The 21581-nt window shown below is 65.3% G+C and carries 21 protein-coding genes; 9 read left to right on the top strand and 12 right to left on the bottom strand.

Features of this window, described 5'->3' with window-relative positions:
• Both ACIBLC_RS38570 and ACIBLC_RS38565 read right to left on the bottom strand, forming a co-directional pair.
• On the bottom strand, positions 1–2086 hold a 2086-nt coding region (locus ACIBLC_RS38570; RefSeq protein ID WP_399216150.1), incomplete at its 3' end, for an amino acid adenylation domain-containing protein.
• 185 nt (positions 2087–2271) lie between these two features.
• A complete protein-coding gene (locus tag ACIBLC_RS38565; RefSeq protein WP_399216149.1) occupies positions 2272–3549 on the bottom strand; it encodes an MFS transporter in 1278 nt (425 codons plus the stop codon).
• Between the two features lie 600 nt (positions 3550–4149).
• Here ACIBLC_RS38565 and ACIBLC_RS38560 point away from each other — a divergent pair.
• Both ACIBLC_RS38560 and ACIBLC_RS38555 read left to right on the top strand, forming a co-directional pair.
• A complete protein-coding gene (locus ACIBLC_RS38560; protein ID WP_399216148.1) occupies positions 4150–4908 on the top strand; it encodes an FkbM family methyltransferase in 759 nt (252 codons plus the stop codon).
• Between the two features lie 208 nt (positions 4909–5116).
• Positions 5117–5689: a TetR/AcrR family transcriptional regulator gene (locus ACIBLC_RS38555; RefSeq protein WP_399216147.1), complete on the top strand. Its 573-nt coding sequence runs from the start codon at positions 5117–5119 to the stop codon at positions 5687–5689.
• 43 nt (positions 5690–5732) lie between these two features.
• Here ACIBLC_RS38555 and ACIBLC_RS38550 read toward each other — a convergent pair whose 3' ends face one another.
• The 5 genes from ACIBLC_RS38550 to ACIBLC_RS38530 form a co-directional block, all read right to left on the bottom strand.
• The gene (locus ACIBLC_RS38550) at positions 5733–6071 is read right to left on the bottom strand and encodes a hypothetical protein (protein WP_399216152.1); all 339 of its coding nucleotides are present in this window, start codon (positions 6069–6071) and stop codon (positions 5733–5735) included.
• A 255-nt stretch (positions 6072–6326) separates the two neighbouring features.
• Positions 6327–7832: a UvrD-helicase domain-containing protein gene (locus ACIBLC_RS38545; RefSeq protein ID WP_399216146.1), complete on the bottom strand. Its 1506-nt coding sequence runs from the start codon at positions 7830–7832 to the stop codon at positions 6327–6329.
• A complete protein-coding gene (locus ACIBLC_RS38540; RefSeq protein ID WP_399216145.1) occupies positions 7813–8301 on the bottom strand; it encodes a hypothetical protein in 489 nt (162 codons plus the stop codon). The genes ACIBLC_RS38545 and ACIBLC_RS38540 overlap by 20 nt, the downstream gene beginning before the upstream one ends.
• A 2-nt stretch (positions 8302–8303) precedes the next feature.
• Positions 8304–9161, bottom strand: a complete 858-nt coding sequence (locus ACIBLC_RS38535; protein ID WP_399216144.1) for a DUF6083 domain-containing protein — start codon at positions 9159–9161, stop codon at positions 8304–8306.
• A 171-nt stretch (positions 9162–9332) separates the two neighbouring features.
• Positions 9333–9596, bottom strand: coding sequence for a helix-turn-helix transcriptional regulator (locus tag ACIBLC_RS38530; RefSeq protein ID WP_399216143.1), 264 nt, complete (start codon positions 9594–9596; stop codon positions 9333–9335).
• A 185-nt stretch (positions 9597–9781) separates the two neighbouring features.
• Between ACIBLC_RS38530 and ACIBLC_RS38525 the strand changes: the two genes are divergently transcribed.
• The 5 genes from ACIBLC_RS38525 to ACIBLC_RS38505 all read left to right on the top strand — a co-directional run bounded on the left by ACIBLC_RS38525 (position 9782) and on the right by ACIBLC_RS38505 (position 14416).
• Positions 9782–10795 (top strand): hypothetical protein, encoded by a 1014-nt coding sequence (locus ACIBLC_RS38525; RefSeq protein WP_399216142.1) that lies wholly within the window; start codon positions 9782–9784, stop codon positions 10793–10795.
• Between the two features lie 563 nt (positions 10796–11358).
• Complete coding sequence (locus ACIBLC_RS38520) at positions 11359–11625, top strand: hypothetical protein (protein WP_399216141.1); 267 nt, start codon at positions 11359–11361, stop codon at positions 11623–11625.
• 158 nt (positions 11626–11783) lie between these two features.
• Positions 11784–12863: a helix-turn-helix domain-containing protein gene (locus ACIBLC_RS38515; protein ID WP_399216140.1), complete on the top strand. Its 1080-nt coding sequence runs from the start codon at positions 11784–11786 to the stop codon at positions 12861–12863.
• Positions 12864–12890: 27 nt separating this feature from the next.
• Positions 12891–13454: a hypothetical protein gene (locus ACIBLC_RS38510; protein ID WP_399216139.1), complete on the top strand. Its 564-nt coding sequence runs from the start codon at positions 12891–12893 to the stop codon at positions 13452–13454.
• Between the two features lie 107 nt (positions 13455–13561).
• Positions 13562–14416: an SAM-dependent methyltransferase gene (locus ACIBLC_RS38505; RefSeq protein ID WP_399216138.1), complete on the top strand. Its 855-nt coding sequence runs from the start codon at positions 13562–13564 to the stop codon at positions 14414–14416.
• Between the two features lie 28 nt (positions 14417–14444).
• On the opposite strand, the gene ACIBLC_RS38500 is transcribed toward ACIBLC_RS38505, so the two are convergent.
• Positions 14445–15347 (bottom strand): helix-turn-helix domain-containing protein, encoded by a 903-nt coding sequence (locus ACIBLC_RS38500; protein WP_399216137.1) that lies wholly within the window; start codon positions 15345–15347, stop codon positions 14445–14447.
• An 88-nt stretch (positions 15348–15435) separates the two neighbouring features.
• On the bottom strand, positions 15436–15672 hold the full coding sequence (locus ACIBLC_RS38495; protein WP_399216136.1) for a DUF397 domain-containing protein: 237 nt from the start codon (positions 15670–15672) through the stop codon (positions 15436–15438).
• 203 nt (positions 15673–15875) lie between these two features.
• Between ACIBLC_RS38495 and ACIBLC_RS38490 the strand changes: the two genes are divergently transcribed.
• Positions 15876–16421, top strand: a complete 546-nt coding sequence (locus ACIBLC_RS38490; protein ID WP_399216135.1) for an ATP-binding protein — start codon at positions 15876–15878, stop codon at positions 16419–16421.
• 462 nt (positions 16422–16883) lie between these two features.
• Positions 16884–17531: a hypothetical protein gene (locus tag ACIBLC_RS38485; RefSeq protein WP_399216134.1), complete on the top strand. Its 648-nt coding sequence runs from the start codon at positions 16884–16886 to the stop codon at positions 17529–17531.
• Positions 17532–18000: 469 nt separating this feature from the next.
• Here ACIBLC_RS38485 and ACIBLC_RS38480 read toward each other — a convergent pair whose 3' ends face one another.
• The 3 genes from ACIBLC_RS38480 to tpg form a co-directional block, all read right to left on the bottom strand.
• Entirely contained in the window at positions 18001–19254 is a 1254-nt protein-coding gene (locus ACIBLC_RS38480) for a hypothetical protein (RefSeq protein ID WP_399216133.1), read from the bottom strand.
• A complete protein-coding gene (locus tag ACIBLC_RS38475) occupies positions 19254–20504 on the bottom strand; it encodes a hypothetical protein (RefSeq protein ID WP_399216132.1) in 1251 nt (416 codons plus the stop codon). Before ACIBLC_RS38475 ends, ACIBLC_RS38480 begins: the two co-directional genes overlap by 1 nt.
• A 515-nt stretch (positions 20505–21019) precedes the next feature.
• Positions 21020–21574, bottom strand: coding sequence for a telomere-protecting terminal protein Tpg (gene tpg / locus ACIBLC_RS38470; protein ID WP_399216131.1), 555 nt, complete (start codon positions 21572–21574; stop codon positions 21020–21022).
• Positions 21575–21581: the final 7 nt, after the last annotated feature.

Below are 21581 nucleotides of genomic sequence, written 5' to 3'. Positions count from 1 at the left end.
GCACCGCCCCCACACCCAGCACCCGCCCCGCAGCCGGCACACAATACGCCACCAGCCGCCTGTCCCCCGGCACATCCTCACGCGCGACCACAACGGCCGATTCGATGTCCGAGTTCGCCAGTAGAACCGATTCGACTTCACCGGGTTCGATCCGGAACCCCCGAAGCTTCACCTGGTGATCGGCGCGGCCGAGGAACTCGAGATTCCCATCCGGCCGCCACCGAACCACATCACCCGTGCGGTAGACCCGTGCACCAGGGATGTCCGAGAAGGGGTGTGCAACGAACCGCTGCTCGGTCAATTCGGGTCTGTTGAGGTACCCGCGGGCGACACCAGCTCCGCCGATCCAGAGCTCCCCCTCGACGCCCACCGGAACAGGCCGTCCGTGGCGATCCATCACCAGAAGTTCAGCGTCGGCCATGGGGCGGCCGATCGGTACGATGCGGCTGCTCGCGCTCACGCCGCTGCTGTCGAATCGGAAGAGGGTCGCCCCGACAGTCGTCTCAGTCGGCCCGTATTCATTGAAGAGGGTGGCGTTAGGGTGACATTTCCCCAGTGCCGCACGAGCCAACTCTTCAGGAAACGGTTCTCCCGCAACGACGAGGGTGCCGACGTTCAAACATGCGCCTCTTGCGTCAAGCGCGGTCAGAAGCAGCTCGAGGTGAGATGGTGTGATCTTGAGAGTGCTGTACGAATCGCCCTGCGCTAGGGACTCAGCCAGCACCTCGACGGCCTCGGCTCCGGACTGCTCAAGAATGAGCACGGCCTGCCCCTGCAACAGGGGAAGGAAAACCGAGGGGATGGGCAAATCGTAAGCAAGGGAGGAGAAGACTGCCGAGCCGTACGTGGCCGATTTCCGCGGGAATTCTATCTCGGCACTCGCAAGGAAATCGACAATGTTTCTGTGGGTGACCTGAACGCCCTTTGGGCTGCCGGTGGAACCAGACGTGTAGATCACATAGGCGAGGTTACTCGGATCCGCCTGCCGACCGGAGCTGTGCATCGGCGAATTCTCTATCGCCTCCCACTTCGCATCCAGGCAGATTATGTGTGGCCCTTGGGCAGGCATAAGGTCACGCAGAGAGTCCTGCGTGATGACTACAGGAGTTCGGGTGTCCTGGAGCAATTGGGCTATGCGATCGGCTGGATGCTCCGGGTCGAGAGGAACATAGGCCCCTCCAGCCTTCAGCACAGCGATAAGAGCGACGACCAACCGGGTACTCCGCTCCAGACACACGGCCACGAGTGTCTCAGGGCCCACGCCGTGACAGCACAGGTGGTTGGCCAGGTCCGAAGCCTGTCTTTCCAACTCGCTGAACGTTAGCGATGCATCGCCGCACCGCACGGCAACAGCGTCAGGGGTGAGTGCTCCGCGCTCCGCCAGCAGCTGATGGAGTGTCCCATCCGTAGAATGCCGAGCTGCAATTCTGTTGAACACTCTTACAACTTCATGACGCTCATAGTCGGTGAGGATATCAAGCTGGCTGATTCGAGTGTCCGGGAAAGCGCCAACTCGCCGTAATAGAGTGACGAAGTGACTCGCCATTCTCTGGGCGGTCGCGCGCTCGAAGATCCCGGCGTTCCACACCAAGCGCAGGTCTGGAGAGGAAGAGCGCTCCGCCACTCTGAGTGCTACAGGAAATGGCATAGAGCTGTAAACGCTCGTTGGCCCCAATTCCGACGTTGCTTCCACTGCCACTAGAGAGCTTGCCGACTCATCGACTGCAGAGGACCGCACAGCGTTTCGCTTCGCCCCAGCCTTCTGTGAAGAGAGGCTCCTGATCCACTCGCCTACAGGCGCACCAGGGTCCACGAAGGCGTGTACAGGCATCCACTCATCGCTACCTGGAAGGACCAAGCCAAATGTGACGTCGTCAGCGGAGCTGTAATAGGACATCAGCAAGGCCCAAATGCCTTGGCCAAGAGTCCCCGACGTCAGATCGTGCGCCTGCAAAAACGCTACTGCCGCCGTGCTCGTATCCTCGTCGAGCGTTATGTCTAGCTCTTCCCAGAGTTGCTCGCCGGAAATTCTCCTACCACTCCCCGCCACATCGAGGAGACGCTCCCAGATATTCCAACTAGTCATTCCTAGCAGTCCTTTTCTGAGCGTAGGACAATTTCAGGTCGTGCAGTAGCAGGAATTTCCAGAAGGCGGGATGCTCGCTGTCGGACTGACGGCAGACGCCCGCCATTGCAGAGATGAATAAAAGAATGAGAAAGGCATCACAAACCACGACAGGCAGTCGCGCCGAAATGCAAAATTCCCTTCCCCTACCTCTTCGCCCTGTACGCCTGCGCTTCGGTAAGCTCTGCAGAATCCGTAGGAAGAGACAGCGTCTTCCGCCACGGCGACAGGAGAGTGGGAAGGAACGCTAGAAAGGCCGCTCCTGACGTCACGAACAGTGCCGTGCGTGCACCCAGCGATTCAGCCAGGGCACCTCCGATCAATGACCCAAGAGGCATGACACCCCACGTGAGGAAACGCATTGTCGCATTGACGCGACCTAGCAGCGCGTCCGAAACTAGTGCCTGACAGGAGCTCACAAAACCAATATTGAAAATGACGGTCGCGAATGCAACGACAGAACTGGATGCTGCCGCCGCCCAGACAGTCCAACCCGAAGTGGCAATCGGGAGCACCAATCCGAAAGGTGCTCCGACAAGTAGCGAAATCCACAACAATGGGCCATGACCGACCTTCTTGACCAACAACTTGAAGGAGAAGGCGGCGACGACTCCTCCCACTCCGGCGACGCTGAAGAACACCCCGATCGAAAAGACCGATAGGCCGATATCACGCGCCAGGAAAACCACCGTAATGGCATACGTCGCGTAGGACGTCAAGTTCAACCAGGAGGAAGACTCTGCTAGTACCCGAAGCCGGCGCTCGGCTCGGACGAGCAGAATCCCTTCACGAATTTCACGCAGGAGGTTTCCGTTCTTGCTGCGCTTCCTATCAACTTCCACCCTACGAATACGAAAAACAAAGAGTGAGGAGAAGGCAAGACCAACACTCGTCACAATGAAGGAAACTGGCGCTGTAAGGATGGCCACAAGTTGCCCTCCCAGGGCCGGCCCGCCCAACGCGAATATCTGCTGCACACTCGTTATCTTCGCGTTGGCCTCGACCAAGTCCTCCCGCCCGACAAGTCCAGGGAGATAACTCTGGTAGGCCACATCGTAGAACACATTACAGATACCGAACAAGAGAACCGCAGCGCTTAACCACCAGACATTCAGGACATCGAACCACCATAACAATGGGATCGACAGCAGAATCACAGATCGCGCCATTTGGCAGAACATCAAGACCTGCCGGCGCTGCATCCGGTCCACCCAGGCCCCAGCTGGCAGCCCAACGAGCAGAAAAGGAAGCGTCAAGAAGACCGAGACGAGGCCAACCTCAAACTCGGTGGCATCCAACGCCACAACCGCAGTCAGTGGAACCGCTATCCTGGCTACGCTCACCCCCGCAGCACTTGCTGTTGTCGCCGCAAACAGGTTTCTAAAACCCTGATCTCTGAACAATTGAATCGATGGTCCAGGCACGTCAGGACCGTAGCACCGATTCCGACGGCTTCACAAGAGGTGATCCACAGGGAGTGATCCCGTTATCAGAACTAACTCCGAAGAATCCAGTACGCAATGCAATCTGTCTTGATCGTATCGGAATACATCTTTGCCCTGACACCGCTTTTGACGCCCGCAGACGGCCCCATTGACCAAGAAACGGACAGTCCATAATCGACTGGGACACACTAGGACACTTGTCGTTACTTACAGGGCAACCCCCTAGGCCCCATGAGCGCGCGGTGGGCGTGAGCTGGGCACCATCGGGGTCCGACTAGTACCCAGGCTGATATGGATGTATGACCCAGGCATGGACGACTTCTCGCCAACTTTGTTTGCCTGATTAATCCTGACCCCATAACAACACCGGGCGGCGCACAGGAAACTCTCAGCAACCGGACAGCAACCATGAAGCCAGTCGCGAGTGGGACTTGCAAGCCTGTGATTCCTTTGATGAACTGACATCCACCGCCATTCACTAATCGTCAGCAGGATCGCCAAGTTGCCACCTGCGAGCCCAAATTAGAGCGAACGGAGAAAGAAATGCACCCGAAGCGTAAGAGGCTCCCCAATGGGCAAATGATTTCCATCTTGAACCGAAGGGAAGCAGATTATCTCTATAAAGAAATTTTCGAGGATGAATCCTATATCCGCGCCAGCGGCATCACCCTACCTTCCCAACCGATCATATTCGACGTAGGGGCAAATATTGGAATTTTCTCTCTTTTCGCCGCCCAGAGTTGGCCTGCAGCGAAAATCTACGCCTTCGAACCGGTACCGGAAATATTCAAGATACTAAGAGAGAATGTACGCACTCTTCCAGACGTCACTCTCTACAATTCCGCGCTAGGAGAAAAAACAGGAACCAAGGACATAACCTACTACCCTCGTTACACCATGCTGTCTGGATTCAATGCCAATAAATCTGCAGATCGAACCATCGTCGCGCAATATATTCAAAACAGTTTCGATGAAGTGACTGACCCCGAGGTGAAACATGCTGTCCTTAGCAATTTAGACGGGCTGCTAGACGGCATGTTTGAGCAACAGGTAACCCCAGTTACAGTGGATCGGATTTCGAACGTGGTACGCCATCACAACCTCAATCGCATTGATCTCCTCAAGATTGACGTCGAAGGTTCCGAAATGCAAGTAATAAAGGGGATTGACGAAGAAATATGGCCACTACTGGGAAACGTTGTAGTCGAAGTAGCCGACCACAATGGGGGACTCTTAGCCATGGAAAGGGAATTTCACACGCACGGAATGGAAATAGATGTCCAACAGATGAACGGCTACCGAGGAACTAATCTATACCTTGTTTTCGCAGGCCGCTAACCGAAGAGATGACGACACGCGCAGGTTTCCATCAAGAAAGAGAGTGTCGGGTGAATCCGCAACATGGTGGCCCATTGGCACGTCCCGCACACGAGAGTCAGGAGATCGCTGACTGTCAGATACTTACGGAGTTAATGACAGTTGGGTTGGTGCCGTTCGGGGTGACGTGCTCATAAAGAAGGACCCGGCTCGACGAGAGAAGCCTGGTATGGAACAGTCCCGTCGCCGCGCGACACGGTCAGATGCACGGGATAACCGTGAACGTATTATTGAGACCGCGCGCAGGGTGCTCACCGAAAATCCGAGGGCGACTCTACAGTCGATCGCGAGAGCCGCAAACGTCGGTCAGGGAACGATGTACCGACACTTTTCCTGTCGCGAGGCATTGTTGCTGGCCGTTTATCGGGAGGACATCGAGGTGCTTATCGACGCAGTTCCGCAACTGCTCAAAGAGCAGCCACCTCTGGAGGCGCTCCGCCTCTGGTTCGACCGGCTCGCCGCCTACGGGCGCATTAAGCACGGCGCGTGCCTGGCTGTCGAGGCCGCCACTCGCGCCGACCAGGGAACTCAGTACTACGCGCCGGTCTTCGCCGCACTAGACCGACTGCTCACCGCCGGCAAGGAAGCCCAACAGGTTCGAGCGGACGCCGACGTGGACGAGGTCCTGCTGCTGGTGTCGTTCCTCTGGAGGGCCGATAGCGGACCCGACTGGCACAAACGCAGCCAGCACATGCTCACTATCGTCATCGACGGACTGCGCGCCGACACGCACCGCCGATAAGGCCGGGTTCGCCGCTTCCGCATCAGTGTGTACAACAAAGGGCTTAAATGAACCCTGGACTGTCATCAAGTAGCTGTTGTTGCACGTGCGTTGCAGACCGAGGCATCGTCCGAGCCCGAGATGGTGCCAGAGTTGGGGCCGTTGCGGAACAGCCGCCCGTGTCTGCGGTGATCACCGGAGTCCCGCTGTTCTGGTGGTTGCGGGCTTGTTCGTTGAGGTAGTGGAACGGTGCGTCCCTGTCGGGGTGTTGCCTGTCTTCTACTTCCAGGGTCTTGACTTTTCTCTGCAGGTTGAAGCCCCCTCGCGCAGGAGTCGTCCAGCGTATCCGCGCAGACCCGGCGGCGCCCTGGCGGGTCAGTTCCTCGGCGAGCCTGCGGGGGATTCGGTGATCCAGCCCAACGACGACATGGGATCCCCTCGAACGTCAGGCTCGACCAGCGCGAGAGGCGCCTTGCGGACGGCTGGGTTCAGGGCGACGACGCGTTTGCGGCCGCCGGGCCGGAGGACCCGTCCCAGCGACGTCTGCCCGGAGTCAAGTTCCCGCATTCCAGCAGACACACCCTTGCCTCACGGACACCGGCTGCAGAGGCGACCGCTCTGATCCTGCGGTGGCCCAGGGACTGGGCTTGCGCCCCTATCAATATACGACGCGGCTGCTCGTCAAGGTGCGCTGCCGCAGTGACAGCTGTGCAGCAGGGTGGTCTTCGATCCAGGACAGGCCTCCGATGTCGAGACGCTGGCGGGTACGGGTGACGGCGACATAGGCGAGGCGGGCTTCACCGTCGTCGATCGGTCCGGGCACCGCGCGGCCGGTGGCGTCCAGCTGGTCGCTGTCCTTAGGCGGGATGAAGTCGTCGGCAATTCTCACCCGCGCCCATTCACGGCCTTTGGCCCTGTGGGCGGTGGAGACGGTCACCTCGGCCTGTTGCTCCGGGACGAGCTGGGCAACAGCGCTGAGGATGGCGTCGGTGCCGTGCGTGTCGACGAGGTCGACCAGAGGCTGCAGGTCTCGTCCGGCAGGGTCGTGGGCGGCGTAGTCCTGCAGCTCACCCCAGGAGGAGAACAGAACCAGTTCGGGATGGGTGGTGCGGCGGCCTTCCTTCAGGTCGTAGGCGGCCAGTGCCAGAGCGCGCAGATTGTCCCCTCCCCCGACCAGGGCCACCCGGTACCTGTTCGCCAGAAGGTCCATGACCTGGGTCATGGCGCCGGCATTGGTGCGGCACAGGACTGCGTCGGGCCGGGTGAGAGGGCCGAGTTCGGTGGGGACGGTCTCGGTGCCGGTGAGGCGGATCGGGGCATCAGCAATGGCCAGCCACCGGTTGGCCTCTTCCGCAAGCCTGGGACCGAAGCGGAAGGATCGGGAGAGGGCGAGCTGGGTGCCGTCGAAGGCGGTCATGACGTCTTTGGCACCGCGCCAGTGATAAATGGCCTGGGCGGAGTCGCCGACTATCACCAACTGGGCGTGGCCGCGCTGGTTGAGGAAGATCTGCTCGACGACGGGGTTGGTGTCCTGGGCCTCGTCCAGCAGCAGGAAATCGGCGGCGATTCTCGGCTGGGTGAGGGCCCAGATTTTCAGGTAGTGATCGTGGTCGAAGCGGACTGCGCCGTCGTCGAAGTGCTGGAGGTCGGTCCAGGCCTTGCGGGCGAAGGGCACGATGTGGGCTGCGAGTTGGGCGTGCAGGGCATGGTCCTCCAGGCCACGCAGGTGCGGGACGTGGTAGCGGGTGATGGCAGCGTCAGCAGTGTGGCAGAAGCTGGCCACCGTACGTAGGGCGGCATTGGAGAGGGTCTTTTGTGACAGGTCGCGGTCGCCGATGCGGATGGCTTTGGTGATGCCAAGGGCATGTCCGGCCTGCCAGGCAGGGCGGCGGGGAGCATTCAGCCGGCGGGTGTAGCGGTGGCCGACGGCGGCGTAGGCCAGGGCGTGGGCGGTCTTGCAGGTGACGGTGGAGGGAAAACGGCTGCGGGCGTCCTGGGCGATGGCCCGGTTGTAGGCGAGATAGCGGCCTCGGCGTCGAGTGGTGGAGGCAAGGAGGGCCAGGGTAGTGGTCTTGCCGGTGCCCGCGCCGGCCTGCAGTACCAGGTGCTCGCCGGCGCGAAAGGCGTCGGCAGCCGCAGTCTGTTCATCGGTGGCATTCGGCACTGTGTGCTCCGAGTGTTCGTGTCAGGGCGCGTCCGAGGGCGGCCAGGAGGTGGGGTGCGGTGGTACTGGCCAGCAGGCACGTCACTACTTGGTCGAGGCGGTCGGCCTCGTTGCTGGCGTGCCGGTCCAGGGCACGGTGGATGGTCTGCTGGAGGAAGCGGTGGGGTGGTTGTCCTGTGTGGCTGGCGACGGTGCGCAGGGCGGTGTGCGCGGCGGGCGGAAGGGTGACGCTGAGGAGAATCTGTCCGTCTGCGTCGGGGTAGTGCGTGGTGATGATGTCCAGGGGCAGCAGTGCGTCTGCCTGGTGGCGCAGCCGGCTGAGGGCTTTGCGTTCAGTCTTGGCGTGGACGACGGTCATGAGGCGGGTGGCGTCGTGGTTGGCCGCGAGCGGCATCGTGCGGGCGGCCTGGTGAAGTTCGGCCGGGGTGAGGGGACGGATCAGGGTGATTTCCAGGGCGTGGTACGGCACCGTCACCTCTCCTGTCGGCGGCTGGCGTCGGGGTGCGGGAGGCGGGTGTGGAGGTGCTCCGCGTGGAGGAGGGGGTCGAGGACTTCCCATCTGGCCAGGGTGAGGTCGGCGGCGCCTGGGGCGGCGGCGTGGTCGGGGCAGCGCTGGGTGCGCCAGCGCAGTTGCTCGGCGTAGGACAGGCGGCTGAGGTCGTAGACGGCCATCAGCTGGGCGGGCAGGGCGAGTTGGCCGCGTCGTGGGCTGGTTTCGAGGAGCGTCCAGGCGCCTTGGGGGGTGTGGGGGGCGAGCACGGGGTGCGGGCAGCGGTGGCGGTGGCGGGTCTGGGCCACGCATTGGATGTCCGGTACCGGCCGGTCGGCCAGGTAGCACGTGAGCAGTAGCTGTACGACGGGGCGGGCAGGACGGCCGCTGCTGGAGGGAGGCGCGGCGGTGGGGGCGAGTGTGGCTGGGGTGAAGTTGCCGGTGTCGATGAGGCGGCGGGTGCGGACGGCTAGTTGGCGGCGCAGAACCGCAAGGTGCGGGCCCAGTGGTCCGGCTGGGGTGCGGTGGGGGCAGAGCAGTGTGTGCGGGATGCGGCACCAGTCGCTGCCATCGCCGTGCGGGTGGGCGATTCCGCAGTTCAGGTGCCAGCGGCAGGCGGCGGGAACCTGGGTGGTGGCCAGTTCCGCGGGGTGCAGGGCGATGGGCCGCTGGTCGGCGCGCTGGTAGAAGTCGATGCGGTTGCCGCACTGGCGGCAGCGGCCGCTCTGGCCGTGGCGCAGCAGGCGGCTGGGGCTGGTGGCAGTCACCCGTAGTGGGCGGCGGGGGCGGGCGGTGCGGGGGCTGCCGTCCCAGTGGCAGGCGGCGGGGGTAGGGCGCATGAGGGTGACCGTGCCAGGAGGCACGCCGCCCGGCCGGTGGAGCAGCTGCGGGTGTCCTGCGAATGGCGCAGCGGAGGGGAACGCGCATGCGACAGCTGGAATGTCCGTTCGGCGCCTGGTCGCCTTTTCGGGTGATTCGCATTGCGGTGGCGGAGGCGCCCGTTGGGCGGGTCAGGGTTGCGGCGTGCCGGAGGGAGTGTGGTCGGAGCAAAGGGCGCCCAGGAGCTGTTCGATGGGGACGTCGAAGGCGTGGGCGAGGGCGTGCCAGGTGGTGACACTGCCGGTGGTGCGGCCGTGTTCGAGGTCGATGAGGGTACGCCGGGCCAGTCCGCTGCGGCCGGCGAGCTCGTCGAAGGTCCAGCCGCGTTCGTCCCTCAGCCGCGCCAGCGTCACGCGCAGGGCGGCGAGGTCGGGGTCGGGCGGCAAGATCGTCACTCCACCATCCGACGGTGCAGGACCCTGCCCTGTCAGTGCAGACCTCTGCACTATCTGTGCAGGTGAGCGCTGCGGGCACGGGCACTGCGCGGGTGCAGAGGTCTGCACTACGGTGCGCTCCGACCCTGTTTGCCTACAGGGACGGTGCCCCCGGGGCGCGGATCGGACGGGAGGGTGACGAGCCCATGCGGCTTTCCAGTACGCATGCCACGGTGCAGCGCATCTGGACGGTGGAACTGCGCCCGCATGCCGGCGGGCTGGCCCTGGCCTGCCCCCGTTGCACCCCGCGCGGCCGCCCGCTGCAGGCCGCCTCCGCGCGGTCGGCCGCCCTGACCCATCTCGCGCGCCATGCCCGCACCGACGCGCTGCCCGGGCACTTGCGCACCTGCCAGTGCCGAGCGCGGGGCTGCCACTGGCACCCCCGTCACCGCGGCTGTGCAGGGCCGGTGCTCCTCGCGCTGACCTGTGACCGCGGTGGCCGCGCGTGGCGGCTGGCCGACGCCTGCGCCGCGTGCGCAGCCGCGATGAGCTATACCGCAGTGGTGCCCCCCACGCTGCTGAGCGCCGGCCGCCCCCAGTCCGCCCCGGGCAGGCCGGATGCCGGGCACAGCGCGGCGTCGTACGGGCCGGGTGAGCAGCAGCGGGTGCGGGAGATGCTCACCTATCTCGCTGCCGCGCTGCCGCGGTTCTCCTCGTCCGCCGTTCGGCTGCTGGCCCTGCAGTGCGCGCTGCGCGCCGACAGTCAGGGACGTGTCCGGCTACCGGGCGGCTTCCTGCGCGGCATGCGGCTGCGCGGCCGCACGGAGCTGTGGCATGAGTTGGAACACGCCGGCTGGTTGCGTCTCCCGGCCAGGAGGCATTCCTGCCTGGAGGTGCAGCTGCTCGATGCCGCCGTGCTCGCCCAGGCTCCCGGACGCACCGCACGGGTCCGCGCTGCCCAATGGGCCCTGCACCCCGTCCCGATGGCCGTCCCGCCCGCCATGCCCCCGGCTGTGCGGCTGACCACGCTCGTGCTGGCCTCTCACGCCTCCGTGAGGGCGGGCTGCGGCGACCTGGACACCCTTGGCCGCCAGTGCGGGCAATCGCCTCAGCAGTTGGAGGACCTTCTGGACCAGTTGGTCCGCTCGCAGGTCCTGGCCGCCTGGCACCACCAGGACAACGGCGAGGTCTCCTGGCGCCTGCCCGGCCACAGGGAGTGAGGGCGGGCAGCGACCGCCCGCCCGGCACGGCGTGTGGCGGTCGCGATGCCCCTCGACAGCACAGCTAGGTTCCCCGGGGTGGGCAGAGACCGAGGCTTCCTGGCGGCTGAGCTTCGGCGTGAGCTCGGCCGAAGGTGAGCTTCGCTTCTTCCAGAAGGCCTCGTTTCGAATTTGCGCAAACATTCGCGTGGCGGCGCGGACAGGAGTGCGGGCTTCCTGCGCATTCGGCGTCCGGGGAGGTGCGCGGGGCGCACGGCGGGGTAGCGAGTCAGGACGAAATCCCCGTCGCCCACCTGCACATACTCAGAAGAATGGCCCGCTTGGTCAACTGTGGTCACTTTCGGTCCGGACCGGACGGAAGTGAAAGCAAGCTGGTGTTCGCCTCGGTACCGCTCGCTAATTAGTCACCGCTGCGGCACTCGAACTTTGCGCGATGAACCGTTTATATAGCGCCGGGCGTTACGGAGGCACTACCGTCCGTTGACGCGAGGAAACCCCGGGCAGGCTCGCTACCAACTCCGGGGCTCCCTCATGGACCAGACCAAGAAAGAGGTAAATGCCCCATGCTTGATCGGTTTTCCGCCACCGCGCTGTTTCGTGCGGTAACTCGCGACGACGCTAGCATTCCGCGTCTTTCCCGGGATGAAACGCGTACCGCGAGTGCCTGGACTGTCACGGTGCAGGCAAGTGTGTTCCTGGCCGTCATGGTGCTGCCCGTGATCCTGATTCGCGGCTGGTGGACGGCCCCCGCCACCACAGCTGTGGTGACCGGGCTGTTTCTGGCGATGCGCCAGTCACGCTGCCACTACCAGCGTCTTCGGCTGAGCTGAGCTTCCCGGGGCGGGCGGCGGTGAGCCGCAGGATGCATCTCTGCCCGGCCCGGGCCAACCAGCGCTGCGACATTCAGGAATGCCGAGTTCTTCCTCCGGGTGCGCAAGAACCCGCGCACCCGGAGGAGAAACGGCCCCGTGTACTTGTTGGAGGAACAATGGCGGGCATCACTCCCCGCTATGACATCTGCCGCCGCTGCCAGGTGCGGTTTGCCCAGCGCGGCGGTCCGGGGCGGAAGAGGGAGTACTGCAGCATCGCCTGCCGTCGGCAGGCGCAGCGCGACCGGGACGGCCTGCTGGGGCAGCGGCCGACCCGCAGTGCGCATCCGCTGGGACGGCGCATTGCGGAAGATCTCCAGGCGCTGTCGGCGGCGTTGCTGGAGGCTGAGTACGACGGGCGGCCGCTGAAGGAGCTGTTGCGCTGCGCGGGCGAAGTGGCCCGGGAGATCGAGTACTACACGGCGGCAGCGGTTCACGATGCCCGTACCAAGGGTGCGGACTGGGAACGGGTGGCGGCGGCCGCTCAGGTCAGTGCGACCACGGCACGCACACGGTGGACAGAGAACAGGGTGCAGGAGCGTCTGAAGCGGCGGGCCTCGGAACGGGCCGCCGTGCGGCAGACGGCCCCCCCTCCGGTTCCGGGCAGGGACGCCGTGGAGGACAAGCTGCTGGCACAGGCCGCCGAACGGGCTTCGGCAAAGCTCGCCTCAGCGCTGTCGTACCTGCACCGGGCCAGTGAACTGACCATCAAGGACGTGGCCGATCAGACCGCACTGTCTCCGTCGTACGTGTCGCGGATCCTCTCCGGTGAGCGCACACCGACCTGGCCGGTGGTGCGCATGCTCGTCGAGCTGTTCGGCGGGGATCCGGCCGAGCTGGCGGTGCTGTTCGAGAGCGTGCACGGGCTGGGGCCGCGGGCGCGGCACGCGATCCCGGATGCGGTGGCTCGGCTGCAGGCTGCTCTGCGGGGGCTGCATCTGGCCGCGGGACGGCCGCCGTTCGGGTCGGTCCGTAAGGCCTCACACGGTGTGCTGAGCACGCAGGCGATCAGCGAGATCCTCGAGGGCCAGATGGTCCCGGGCTGGGAGCAGACGTCGGCCCTGGTGACGGCACTGGGCGGCTGGCCCGTTGATGTCCGGCCGCTGTGGGAGGCCATTCACTACGCCTTCCTGTTCTGTCTGGACCCCGTCCCGGAGGGATTCAGGCAGCTTCCTGCTGCACATCCCGAATCCACCTGACGCATCCTGCGTCCGGAGAGAGGTGCCATGTTCTGGTTTTTGCGCCGCTTCAGCACTGTGCATGCGTGGGGGTCGTGCCCCCAGTCCGCGCAGGACGATGACCCGCCGCAGCAGGCGATCGTGCTGGTCCTGCCGCTGGAGTACATGGCGTTCTGCCTGCTGCACCGGGACCGTTATCTGCGCTATACGCGGGAGCGGGTCCAGGACGCGTGGGTGAGCCAGAGGCTCGTCGAGGCGGCGCTGGGCAATCTCGCCATGATCTGGCCGGCGGTCATCAGCAGCTCCCGCCCGGCTGCGGTGGCCTGGCGGGAGCTGGACGCATTGATCTCCTCGGCTCTGCGAGACCGTAGGGCCGGGGCCGCGCAGCCGGTGGATGCGGTGCACCGGGTGCTGCCACCGGCCCAGGCGGATGCGGTGATCCTGCGCTGCCGCCTGCGCCTGAGCGAGGTGCAGGCGGCTGAGTTGATGGGAGTCGAACAGCCGGCCGTCGCCTCCCAGTTACTGATGGCCCAGCGGGCGCTGCCCGGCCGGCTGACGGCGGCGCCCGCCGCGGCGGGGGCGCAGCGGCAGACGGGTCGCACGCGCCGGTGACCCTCGACACCGGGGGTGTCCCGTAGCGCACTTCGGACCGCCTCGGTTGGTTCTGCGCAGAACTACCCTGGCGGGGAGCGGTTTTCCTACCATGGAGTGTCCGCAGCATGGAGTGTGCTGTGGATGCGCCGACGGGGGGTGCCGCATTGAAGCGCGGGCGAGTGCCGCAACTGGACGTACTCGATGTCCACTCGCCGAGTGTTGCCCGGATGAACAACTACCTGCTGGGCGGCAAGGACCACTATCCCGCCGACCGGGAGGTGTGCGAGCGGCTGCTGCGCATCGCTCCCGGTGCACGGCGAGTGGCCGAGGCCGGTCACCGGTTCCTGCTGCGCGTGACCAGCCGCCTGGCCCGGGACTACGGCGTGCGGCAGTTCGTCGTTTTCGGCGCCGGGCTTCCCACACCCCTGGGCGTGCATCAAATCGCCCAGCACGTCGATCCGCGGGCCCGGACGGTCTATGCCGATGCCGACCGGCTGGCCCTCGTGTACAACCGGGCCCTGTGGGAGGACCGGCGGCACACCCTGGCCGTGCGGGCGGATCCCCTGCACGCGGCGCATCTGCTGCTCGACCCGGAGGTAGAAGGGTTCATCGACCTCACCCGGCCGGTGGCGGCGCTGTTCGTCTCGGGGCTGCACACGATCCCCGGACCCGCCGATCCGGCCGGGATACTGGGCCAGACCGCCCGGCTGCTGGCCCCGGGAAGCTTCATCGCCGCCAGCCACCTCGTCAGCGAGGACGCCCGGCTGCGAAGGCAGGCCAGCGATCTGATGCTGAGGGCGACCGGCGGACGGTGGGGGCGAGTGCGCTCGCGTGCGGAGGTGGGCAGGTTCTTTGACACGCTGCGGCTGCTGGCACCGGAACTGGTCGACGTGTGCCAGTGGCGGCCGGGCAGCGACCGCGCCGCGGCTGCCGGGAGCCCGACGTGGGCCGAGCACGGTGGTGTGGCCATGATCCGCTGACGGGACAGGTCACGCCGGACAGCCGGGGTCAGCTGAGGCTGAACTCAAGCAGGTCAACGCTCTCCTGCGGGGAATGGCAGCTCTGGGCCAGGCCGTCCAGGACGCAACGGTAGTGCTCGGTCGCCTCGGGCCTGTCCAGGTATTCGGCATCCCTCAGCTGTTCGAGATAGACGATGTCGGGCAGGGCGGGCAGATCGAAGCGCAGGTGGGTTATCGGGAACCCGGCCGCGACGCAGCCCGGCCGGCTGAACGGCGCGATCTGCACGGTGACGTGGTCGAGCTGCGCCATCTCCACCAGATGGCGCACCTGTTCCCGCATGACCTGCTCGCCTCCGATGAAACGGCGCAGGACGGCTTCATCGAGCACCGCCCACAGGTGGGGAGCATCGGCGCGGGCGAGCACGTCCTGGCGGGTCATCCGCAGCTCCACCCGGTCGTCGATCTCCCCCTGCGGTGCCAGCGGGTAACTCAGGCGCATCACCGCCTCGGCGTATGCGGCCGTCTGCAGCAGTCCGGGCACCAACTGGACTTCGTAGGTGCGGATCGTGGAGGCGGCCTCCTGCAGGCCGATCAGCTTGCCGCACCAGTCCGGCAGCACCCCGTCATATCGGTGCCACCAGCCGGGCTGGCGGGATATACGCACCATGTCCACGAAGTGATCGAGAACTTGGGCATCGGTCACACCGTACAGGGACAGCAGATCCATCACGTCGGCGTGCTTGCAGGTGACCTGGGCCCGCTCCATGCGGGAGATCTTGGCCTCCGAGCTGCGGATGGCCCGGCCTGCCGCCTCCGCCTCGATCCCGGCCTCCTTGCGCAGCGCGCGCAGGAGATTGCCGAGGACCAGGCGCAGCGCGATAGGACTGCGCGCGGAGGCGGCGAGGTAGTACTCGAGCGTTGGTGCATCAACCGGGCGGGCAGACGCGGGCATGGGGACTCCTGCAGGGGAACAGAGGGCGAACGTCAGTGTCCCAGGATGCCGTCCGGCAAGGACTCGATTGGGCTTTTCTTCCCTGGTGTCAGCTGGCGATCCGGTCGAACTCGCCGTCCTTCACCCCCGCGATGAAGGCCGCGATCTCCACCTGCGTGTACACCAGTGCGGGACCGTAGGGGTCCCGGGAGTTACGCATTGCCACATCTCCTCCGACCAGTAAGGCCAGTTCGACGCAGTTTCCGTCTGCCGTGCTGTGCCGGCTTTTCACCCAGGCCACGTTGCTCAGCGAATCCGCCCGGACGCCGTTGCTGATCTGTTCCATGTCTGCCTTCTTCCGGTCCTGTCCGAAGTTCTCCTGCCCCTGGTCTGTGCTGTTCTCCATGCTGAGTACATGCGTTCCCCTCCCTTCCCCTTCGGATGCAAGTCACCGATGCAATTGCATCCGGGGCGGCGCGGCGCGGATACTAATCAGTCAGGGCAGGGTTTTACGGCCCGCAAACTGAACGTCTTCCGGGGGGATGAACAGTGACAACACGCGCGGCAGCGGCACTGAGCCGGGCCACAGGTGTCCAGATACCGCTCTCCCCTGCCGGCAGACACCCCCTCGAAAGCGCAACCCTGGCCCCACCGGCCGCACCGGACTGGGGACTCGCCCTAGGGATCAGCGCAGCCGGCTTCGCCGCCCGCGCCTTCACCTGCGAGCCAGACAGTCTGGAAAACATCCGCCGCTTCGTCCGCGACACCATCAGCGACTGGGGCCTGAGCGCGGTCGCCGACGACATGACCACCGTGGTCGGCGAACTCACCACCAACGCCGTACGCCATGCACTGACCGGACACGGCGAAGCCGACACCAGAGCATGGCTGGGCATGGTCCGCACCGGCAGCGCCGTCGTGTGCACCGTGGTTGACCCCAGCCCCACTCCCCCCTCACGCCAAGATCCGGACCACCTGGCGGAGACCGGGCGAGGATTACTCATCGTGGACGCCCTGACCAGCCAGTGGGGCTACTCCGAACCCGACCCGAACGGAAAAACCGTCTGGGCCCGCATCGCCGTACCCAACTCCTAAGTCTGTCGTGGTGTCCGATCCCGTGAGGCCGTTCCTCACCAGGGGCTGCTGTGCTGGAAACAACGCAGACAGGCGGGGAGGCGGGCGGATGACGCCGGCCACCCTACGCAGGGCCTGCGCGCGCCCGTCGACTCTGCAACGTTGAAGGGATCCGGGCGAGACCCCAGAAAGTGCGGGACCTCGGCCGCGTCGTGGTGGGAGCAGCTGCACGACGCCTACGCCGCAGCAGATGGCCGGCCGTTTGCTCGTTCGAGTCACGTGGGTGCCTTGGCCAGAACATGGGACCTCGGTATACGGCCGGGCAGCGCAGTTCACGCCGAGGTCGTGCTTCCGCTCCAGCCAGCCGCGTTCCCTGCCCCCTCGAGCATCCAAGTGCACGACGCAGCTGCGGGAACTGCACGAGAACGGGGCTGAGTAACATCCGCCATCAGCAGACCACTCGATTCCAGAAGAGGCACTCCCATGGCTGAAAGCACACCGGAGGCAACGAACCTGAAGGCGCAGTACACCGCCCAGGTCACTGCCGACCTCGAACGCAATGCGAAGGAGCAAGAACATGTCGGCGCCGAAATCGCGGCACTGCAAGAGCAGTTGGACGCTCTGCGGCATGACCAGGACCTGCTGGCGAACGTGCGACAGGCCCTCGACGGCAAGGGAGCGGCAGCCACGCCGGAGGGAGGCAGCGTCGCTGCGGCCGCAGCGACGCTGCCTCCTCAGCAGACTTCAGCCGCACCCGGAGCGCGCCGCCAGAGGAAGACTGCCACGAAGAGCAGGAAGGTGACAGCCGCGGGCAACGCGACTGCACCCAGCGCCGTCAGGGCCCCCACGCTCGGCGAACTTATCCGCAACCACCTCCTCCAGCAGCCCGAACCGCGCTCGGCGGCCGAGGTCACCACAGCCCTCGCCGAGGCCCATACCGAGCGCAATGCCAACGGCAAGGTGGTGCGCATGGCTCTGGAAGGGCTGGTCGCCAAGGGGCATGTCCACCGCACGAAGCAGAAGAAGTCTGTCTTCTACTCCGTCGCCGACGGCGCTTCGGCCGCAACTACGGCATCGGACGAACCGGCCGATGCCACGACGGCACGTTCTGCCGCCGAGTCCGGCGCGTGAGCACGACGATGCTGTCTGCGCTCAAGACCCGGTGCCGGCCTCGACCTGCCAGCAAATCCCCGACCGAACTCGTACCGTCGGGCCGGGTTGGCTGCCCCTGCTGAGACGGCTGCACGAGCAAGTGATCACGCCATAGCCAGCGTGACCAGGCCGCACCGCCAAGGAGAACAGCAACAGAGTGACCAGGTAGAGCACTCACTGACCGTCTGGGACACCCAGTCACAACCATGGTCGGGTAGCCGGAGCGCATCAACACCACCTGTGACTGAGTGTGTCAGTTGGCGGGTGACCGCTTGAGCTGGCGAGTTTCGCCGCGTGCCGGGCGACCGCTTGGTGGGATCGGCCTGAGACGCGGGTTCGCTCTGAGCGCGTCTTGTCACGTTCAGCAGTCCGCAGAAGGCCTTGGCCTGGCGGGTCCTCGATGACGCTGCGGCTTCGGCCAGTCCGAGCAACTTTTGCCGGTACGACGCTACTCGACGGGACGCGCCTCGTGCGCGAGTTTGGGGGTGGAGTGCTCAGGCTGCACGGCGGACCGGTCGGGGATGGTCGGCGCGGCCCGGCAGAAGTCCAGGTCGTCGAATTCTCCGATTGTGTCGGCGAGCTGGTCGCCGACGATGTCGCGTAGCACCTTGATGGCCGTCACCAAGAGGTATCTGTGTTCAGGGGTGAACAGATAGTCGAAGGCGGCCTCGGTGTATGCGTGGTCGCCGCAGCGTGCGTCGAAGCAAGCCAGTTCGGCGGTCTGGACGAGGTCCCGCGCGATCGCGGGGTTGGCTCGCAGCTTGGTGACCAGGTCGATGTAGCGGTCAAGCCAGTCGGGTGGTTCGGCGACAATGGATTTGAGGCTGGCGACGGCGACGTCCTGCCGGGTGGCGCCCACCCTGGTGTAGCTGTCGTGGATGCGCCGGACTTGGTGTTGGACGAGTTCGTCTGCCTGGCTAAGGATCGCCAGGATCTGGCTGTTGTCGGGATCGCCGAGGGTGACTGCGCGGGCGACCCGTTCCTTCAGGTCGCTGGCGGGTACGACATCCAGGCGGGAGGCGTCGCGGATTGCGGCCAGCAGCAGCACGATCAGGGCGTGGCTGGCCAGGATCTGTGAGGTCGGATTCGGGACGACGCCCTGGCGTGTGGCGGAGTTCAGCGCGACCAGCGCGTTAAGACATTCGGGCGAGTCGGCCAGCAGGCTATCGGCACGCAGAAACGCCACCAGTCCACCAGGGATGTGCTTGAGTCCCTTGAGCTGGGTGTCAGTGCGACGTTCCGCCTGTTCACAGCCCATGCCCTGGATGTGGGCGAATCGTTCGGGTACCCAGGCGTGGCCCTCCTCCCTGGAAGCGAGGGTCTGCATGTCCATGATCTGCAGATCGAGCGCCTGGGCGATGGCCCGGCCCCGGCGGGTGATGGTTTGGCGAACGAGAACGGCTCGTTGGGTGCCGGTCAGGCGCTGCAGTCCGGAGAGCCACAACAGCCGATCCGGCTCGCCTGACTGTCCTTTGGTGGTCTTGCATTCCAAAACCGACAGGCTCGTCCGCAGCCGACCGTCGATGTCGACCGCGAGCACGTCAAGGTCGGTCAGGATTTCGCGCCCCCGGTCGGCGGCAACCCGCAACGGGACCCGCAGGCGAGCTAGGGCGCCCTCAGCGAACTCAAGGCGTCCCACCCGCCGCTCCAGGTCCGCGCCTGGGTCCTCGGGACGGGTGCGGTTCGTCTGAGCGGCCGCCACTAGAAGTTCCTCCGGGCCGTCGTGTCGCGCAGTGCTGACATGAACCGCCGCGAGTCGGCGTCGTCCAATACGACCGCGGCGGCGACCTGGGCGCGCTCGCGTTCCAGGTGGTTGTACGAGCGTTGCTCGCCGATCCCGGCAAAAGTCGTGTTCTCGCCGCCAGCGGTGTGCCCGCGCGCGTCGAGGATGGTGAGCGCTTGCTCCGCGACCTCGGCCTGCAGCAGGCGCATCCGAGCATGGCGGCCGTCGCCTACAACTTCGATGGTTCCAGCGGTTTCGAGCATCGCGTAGTCCTCCGCGATGCGCTCGTGGTTGCCGGCTTCGCCGTCACGGATGAGGACGTGCAGGAACGCGCCTGGGCTATTGAGCTTCCAGGACGCGAACGTCGATGCGTAGATCATGCTGCCGACGAGCTGACGGATGTGGCCGGATGGGTCGCGGGGGTCGGTACCGAACGGGTCGCGATGCAGGTGTGGTGTAAAGAGGAGTTTTTTATCGCTGGTGGCGACGACCTGGGACCGCTCGACCAACCCGGCACTGACAGCGAAGTCGATCCAGCGCTGTTCGGTGCTCTTGACATGCTCCTCGGGAATACCGGGCGAGGCCATGACCTCCTCAATCAGCGCACCGACCTCTCGCTGCACGCGCGCGTCCTCAGTGCGCAGCGCGGCCGTCACCACCTCGGCGTCACCGACCCAGATGTTCGGATTGAAGACCACCGCGCGGCCGTCCTCACTCTGCACCTCGCGCACAAGGTTGACGGTGATCAAGCAGCCCAACGCCCGCTCGGCAGACTCATCCCCGTGCCCAGAGCCTGCCTGCAGGGCCGCATGGCGCTCCAGCGGCTGGATTGAGGTCGCCCGCATGATCTCCAGCGCGGCGCGCTGCGTCGGCGTGGCAGGCAGCATGCCCAGCAGCCGATCCGTCGCACCCAACAGCTCGGCATTCGGCGGAACGAAGGCTGCCACGCTGACCAGCCCTCCGTCGGGTCGCCGGTCGCACTGAACCCAGCCCAGCTGTTCCATCGTAGGCAGCACAAACCGCTCAAGATCCAACGGTCCGATCTTGGCTTCGATGCCGATGGCCCGTACTCGCTCGACCGAGGAAACTTGGGCGTTACGCAGCCGCCAGGCCATCTCGTAGACCTGCCCGGCAAACCGCAACGTCTCCAGTTCAGCGTGCACAGCCGACACCGAGTAAGCGGTCAGGTGCCGAGAAAAACCCAGGATGAGCTGAGCGTCGCTGATCAAGAATCCCCCTGGACGTGATCCGTGAAAGCCGGACCCACAAGCGTAACGGATAGCAACGTCTTTGCAGGCCCTGCAATACCGCAAGGCCGGCCGCGTTGCAGCGACACGAGCAGAAACCCGTCCCCACGGCCCGACGGCCACCTCGCACGATCCAGCTGACGAGGTCCGCTGCGGCAATCGGAGTCATGGCCCTGATAGTGCTCATCCTCATCGGCGTGGCGCTCTTGATCTAAGGCGCTGCCGTGTCTGGCTGGGTTCTCTCTCGTGAGGTGGTCCCTGGCCTTGGCATCGGTGCCCGGCCTGGCCGAAGCCGCAGCGTCATCGAGGACCCGCCAGGCCAAGGCCTTCTGCGGACTGCTGAACGTGACAAGACGCGCTCAGAGCGAACCCGCGTCTCAGGCCGATCCCACCAAGCGGTCGCCCGGCACGCGGCGAAACTCGCCAGCTCAAGCGGTCACCCGCCAACTGACACACTCAGTCACACCACCACGGCGGCAGCGCGACATCCGCGGTCCCTAGAATTCGAGTTCGATGTAGTCGATGTCGGTGAATTCCACCTGCAGCCCGGGGGCGCGGTGGCCGTGGTCTTTGAAGTAGATCTCCTGCAAGCCCTCGGCGGCGATGCCTTGCAACTGCTGATCGCTCGCGCCTGCGGCGTGGGCATCGAAGAGTCGGGCGGCGTAGGCGGGCGGCAGGTGCTGGGTGATCAGGCGGATGCGGGCGTCGTCGGTGGTGCCGGGGGCGGCGGTGAAGCCGAACCGTGCGCGGGTTTCGATGACGATGCCATCGGTGGTGGCGGCCTTCTTCTTGGCTCGTTCGCGTACGCGGGGCTGCCAGTTCTTGCGTGTCTCCGTGGCGAGCCGGGTGGAGAGGTCTTTGCGGGGCTGTTTGATCTGGCCGGTGAGGTAGCGCTCGACGGTGCGTTGGGAGATGCCCAGGCGTTCGGCTGCGGCCCGGGTTCCTTTGAGGGTTTTGACCAGGAACTTCATCTGCGCCTGGGCGGACTTGGGGACGGGGCGGGTGAAGGTGTTGGTGGTGGCTTTGTCGAGGCTGTTGCCGAAGACTCCCATCGCGGTG

The sequence above is a fragment of the Streptomyces sp. NPDC050535 genome, assembly GCF_044457665.1.
Taxonomy (GTDB): domain Bacteria; phylum Actinomycetota; class Actinomycetes; order Streptomycetales; family Streptomycetaceae; genus Streptomyces.
This window is presented reverse-complemented; position numbering and strand designations above follow the sequence as displayed.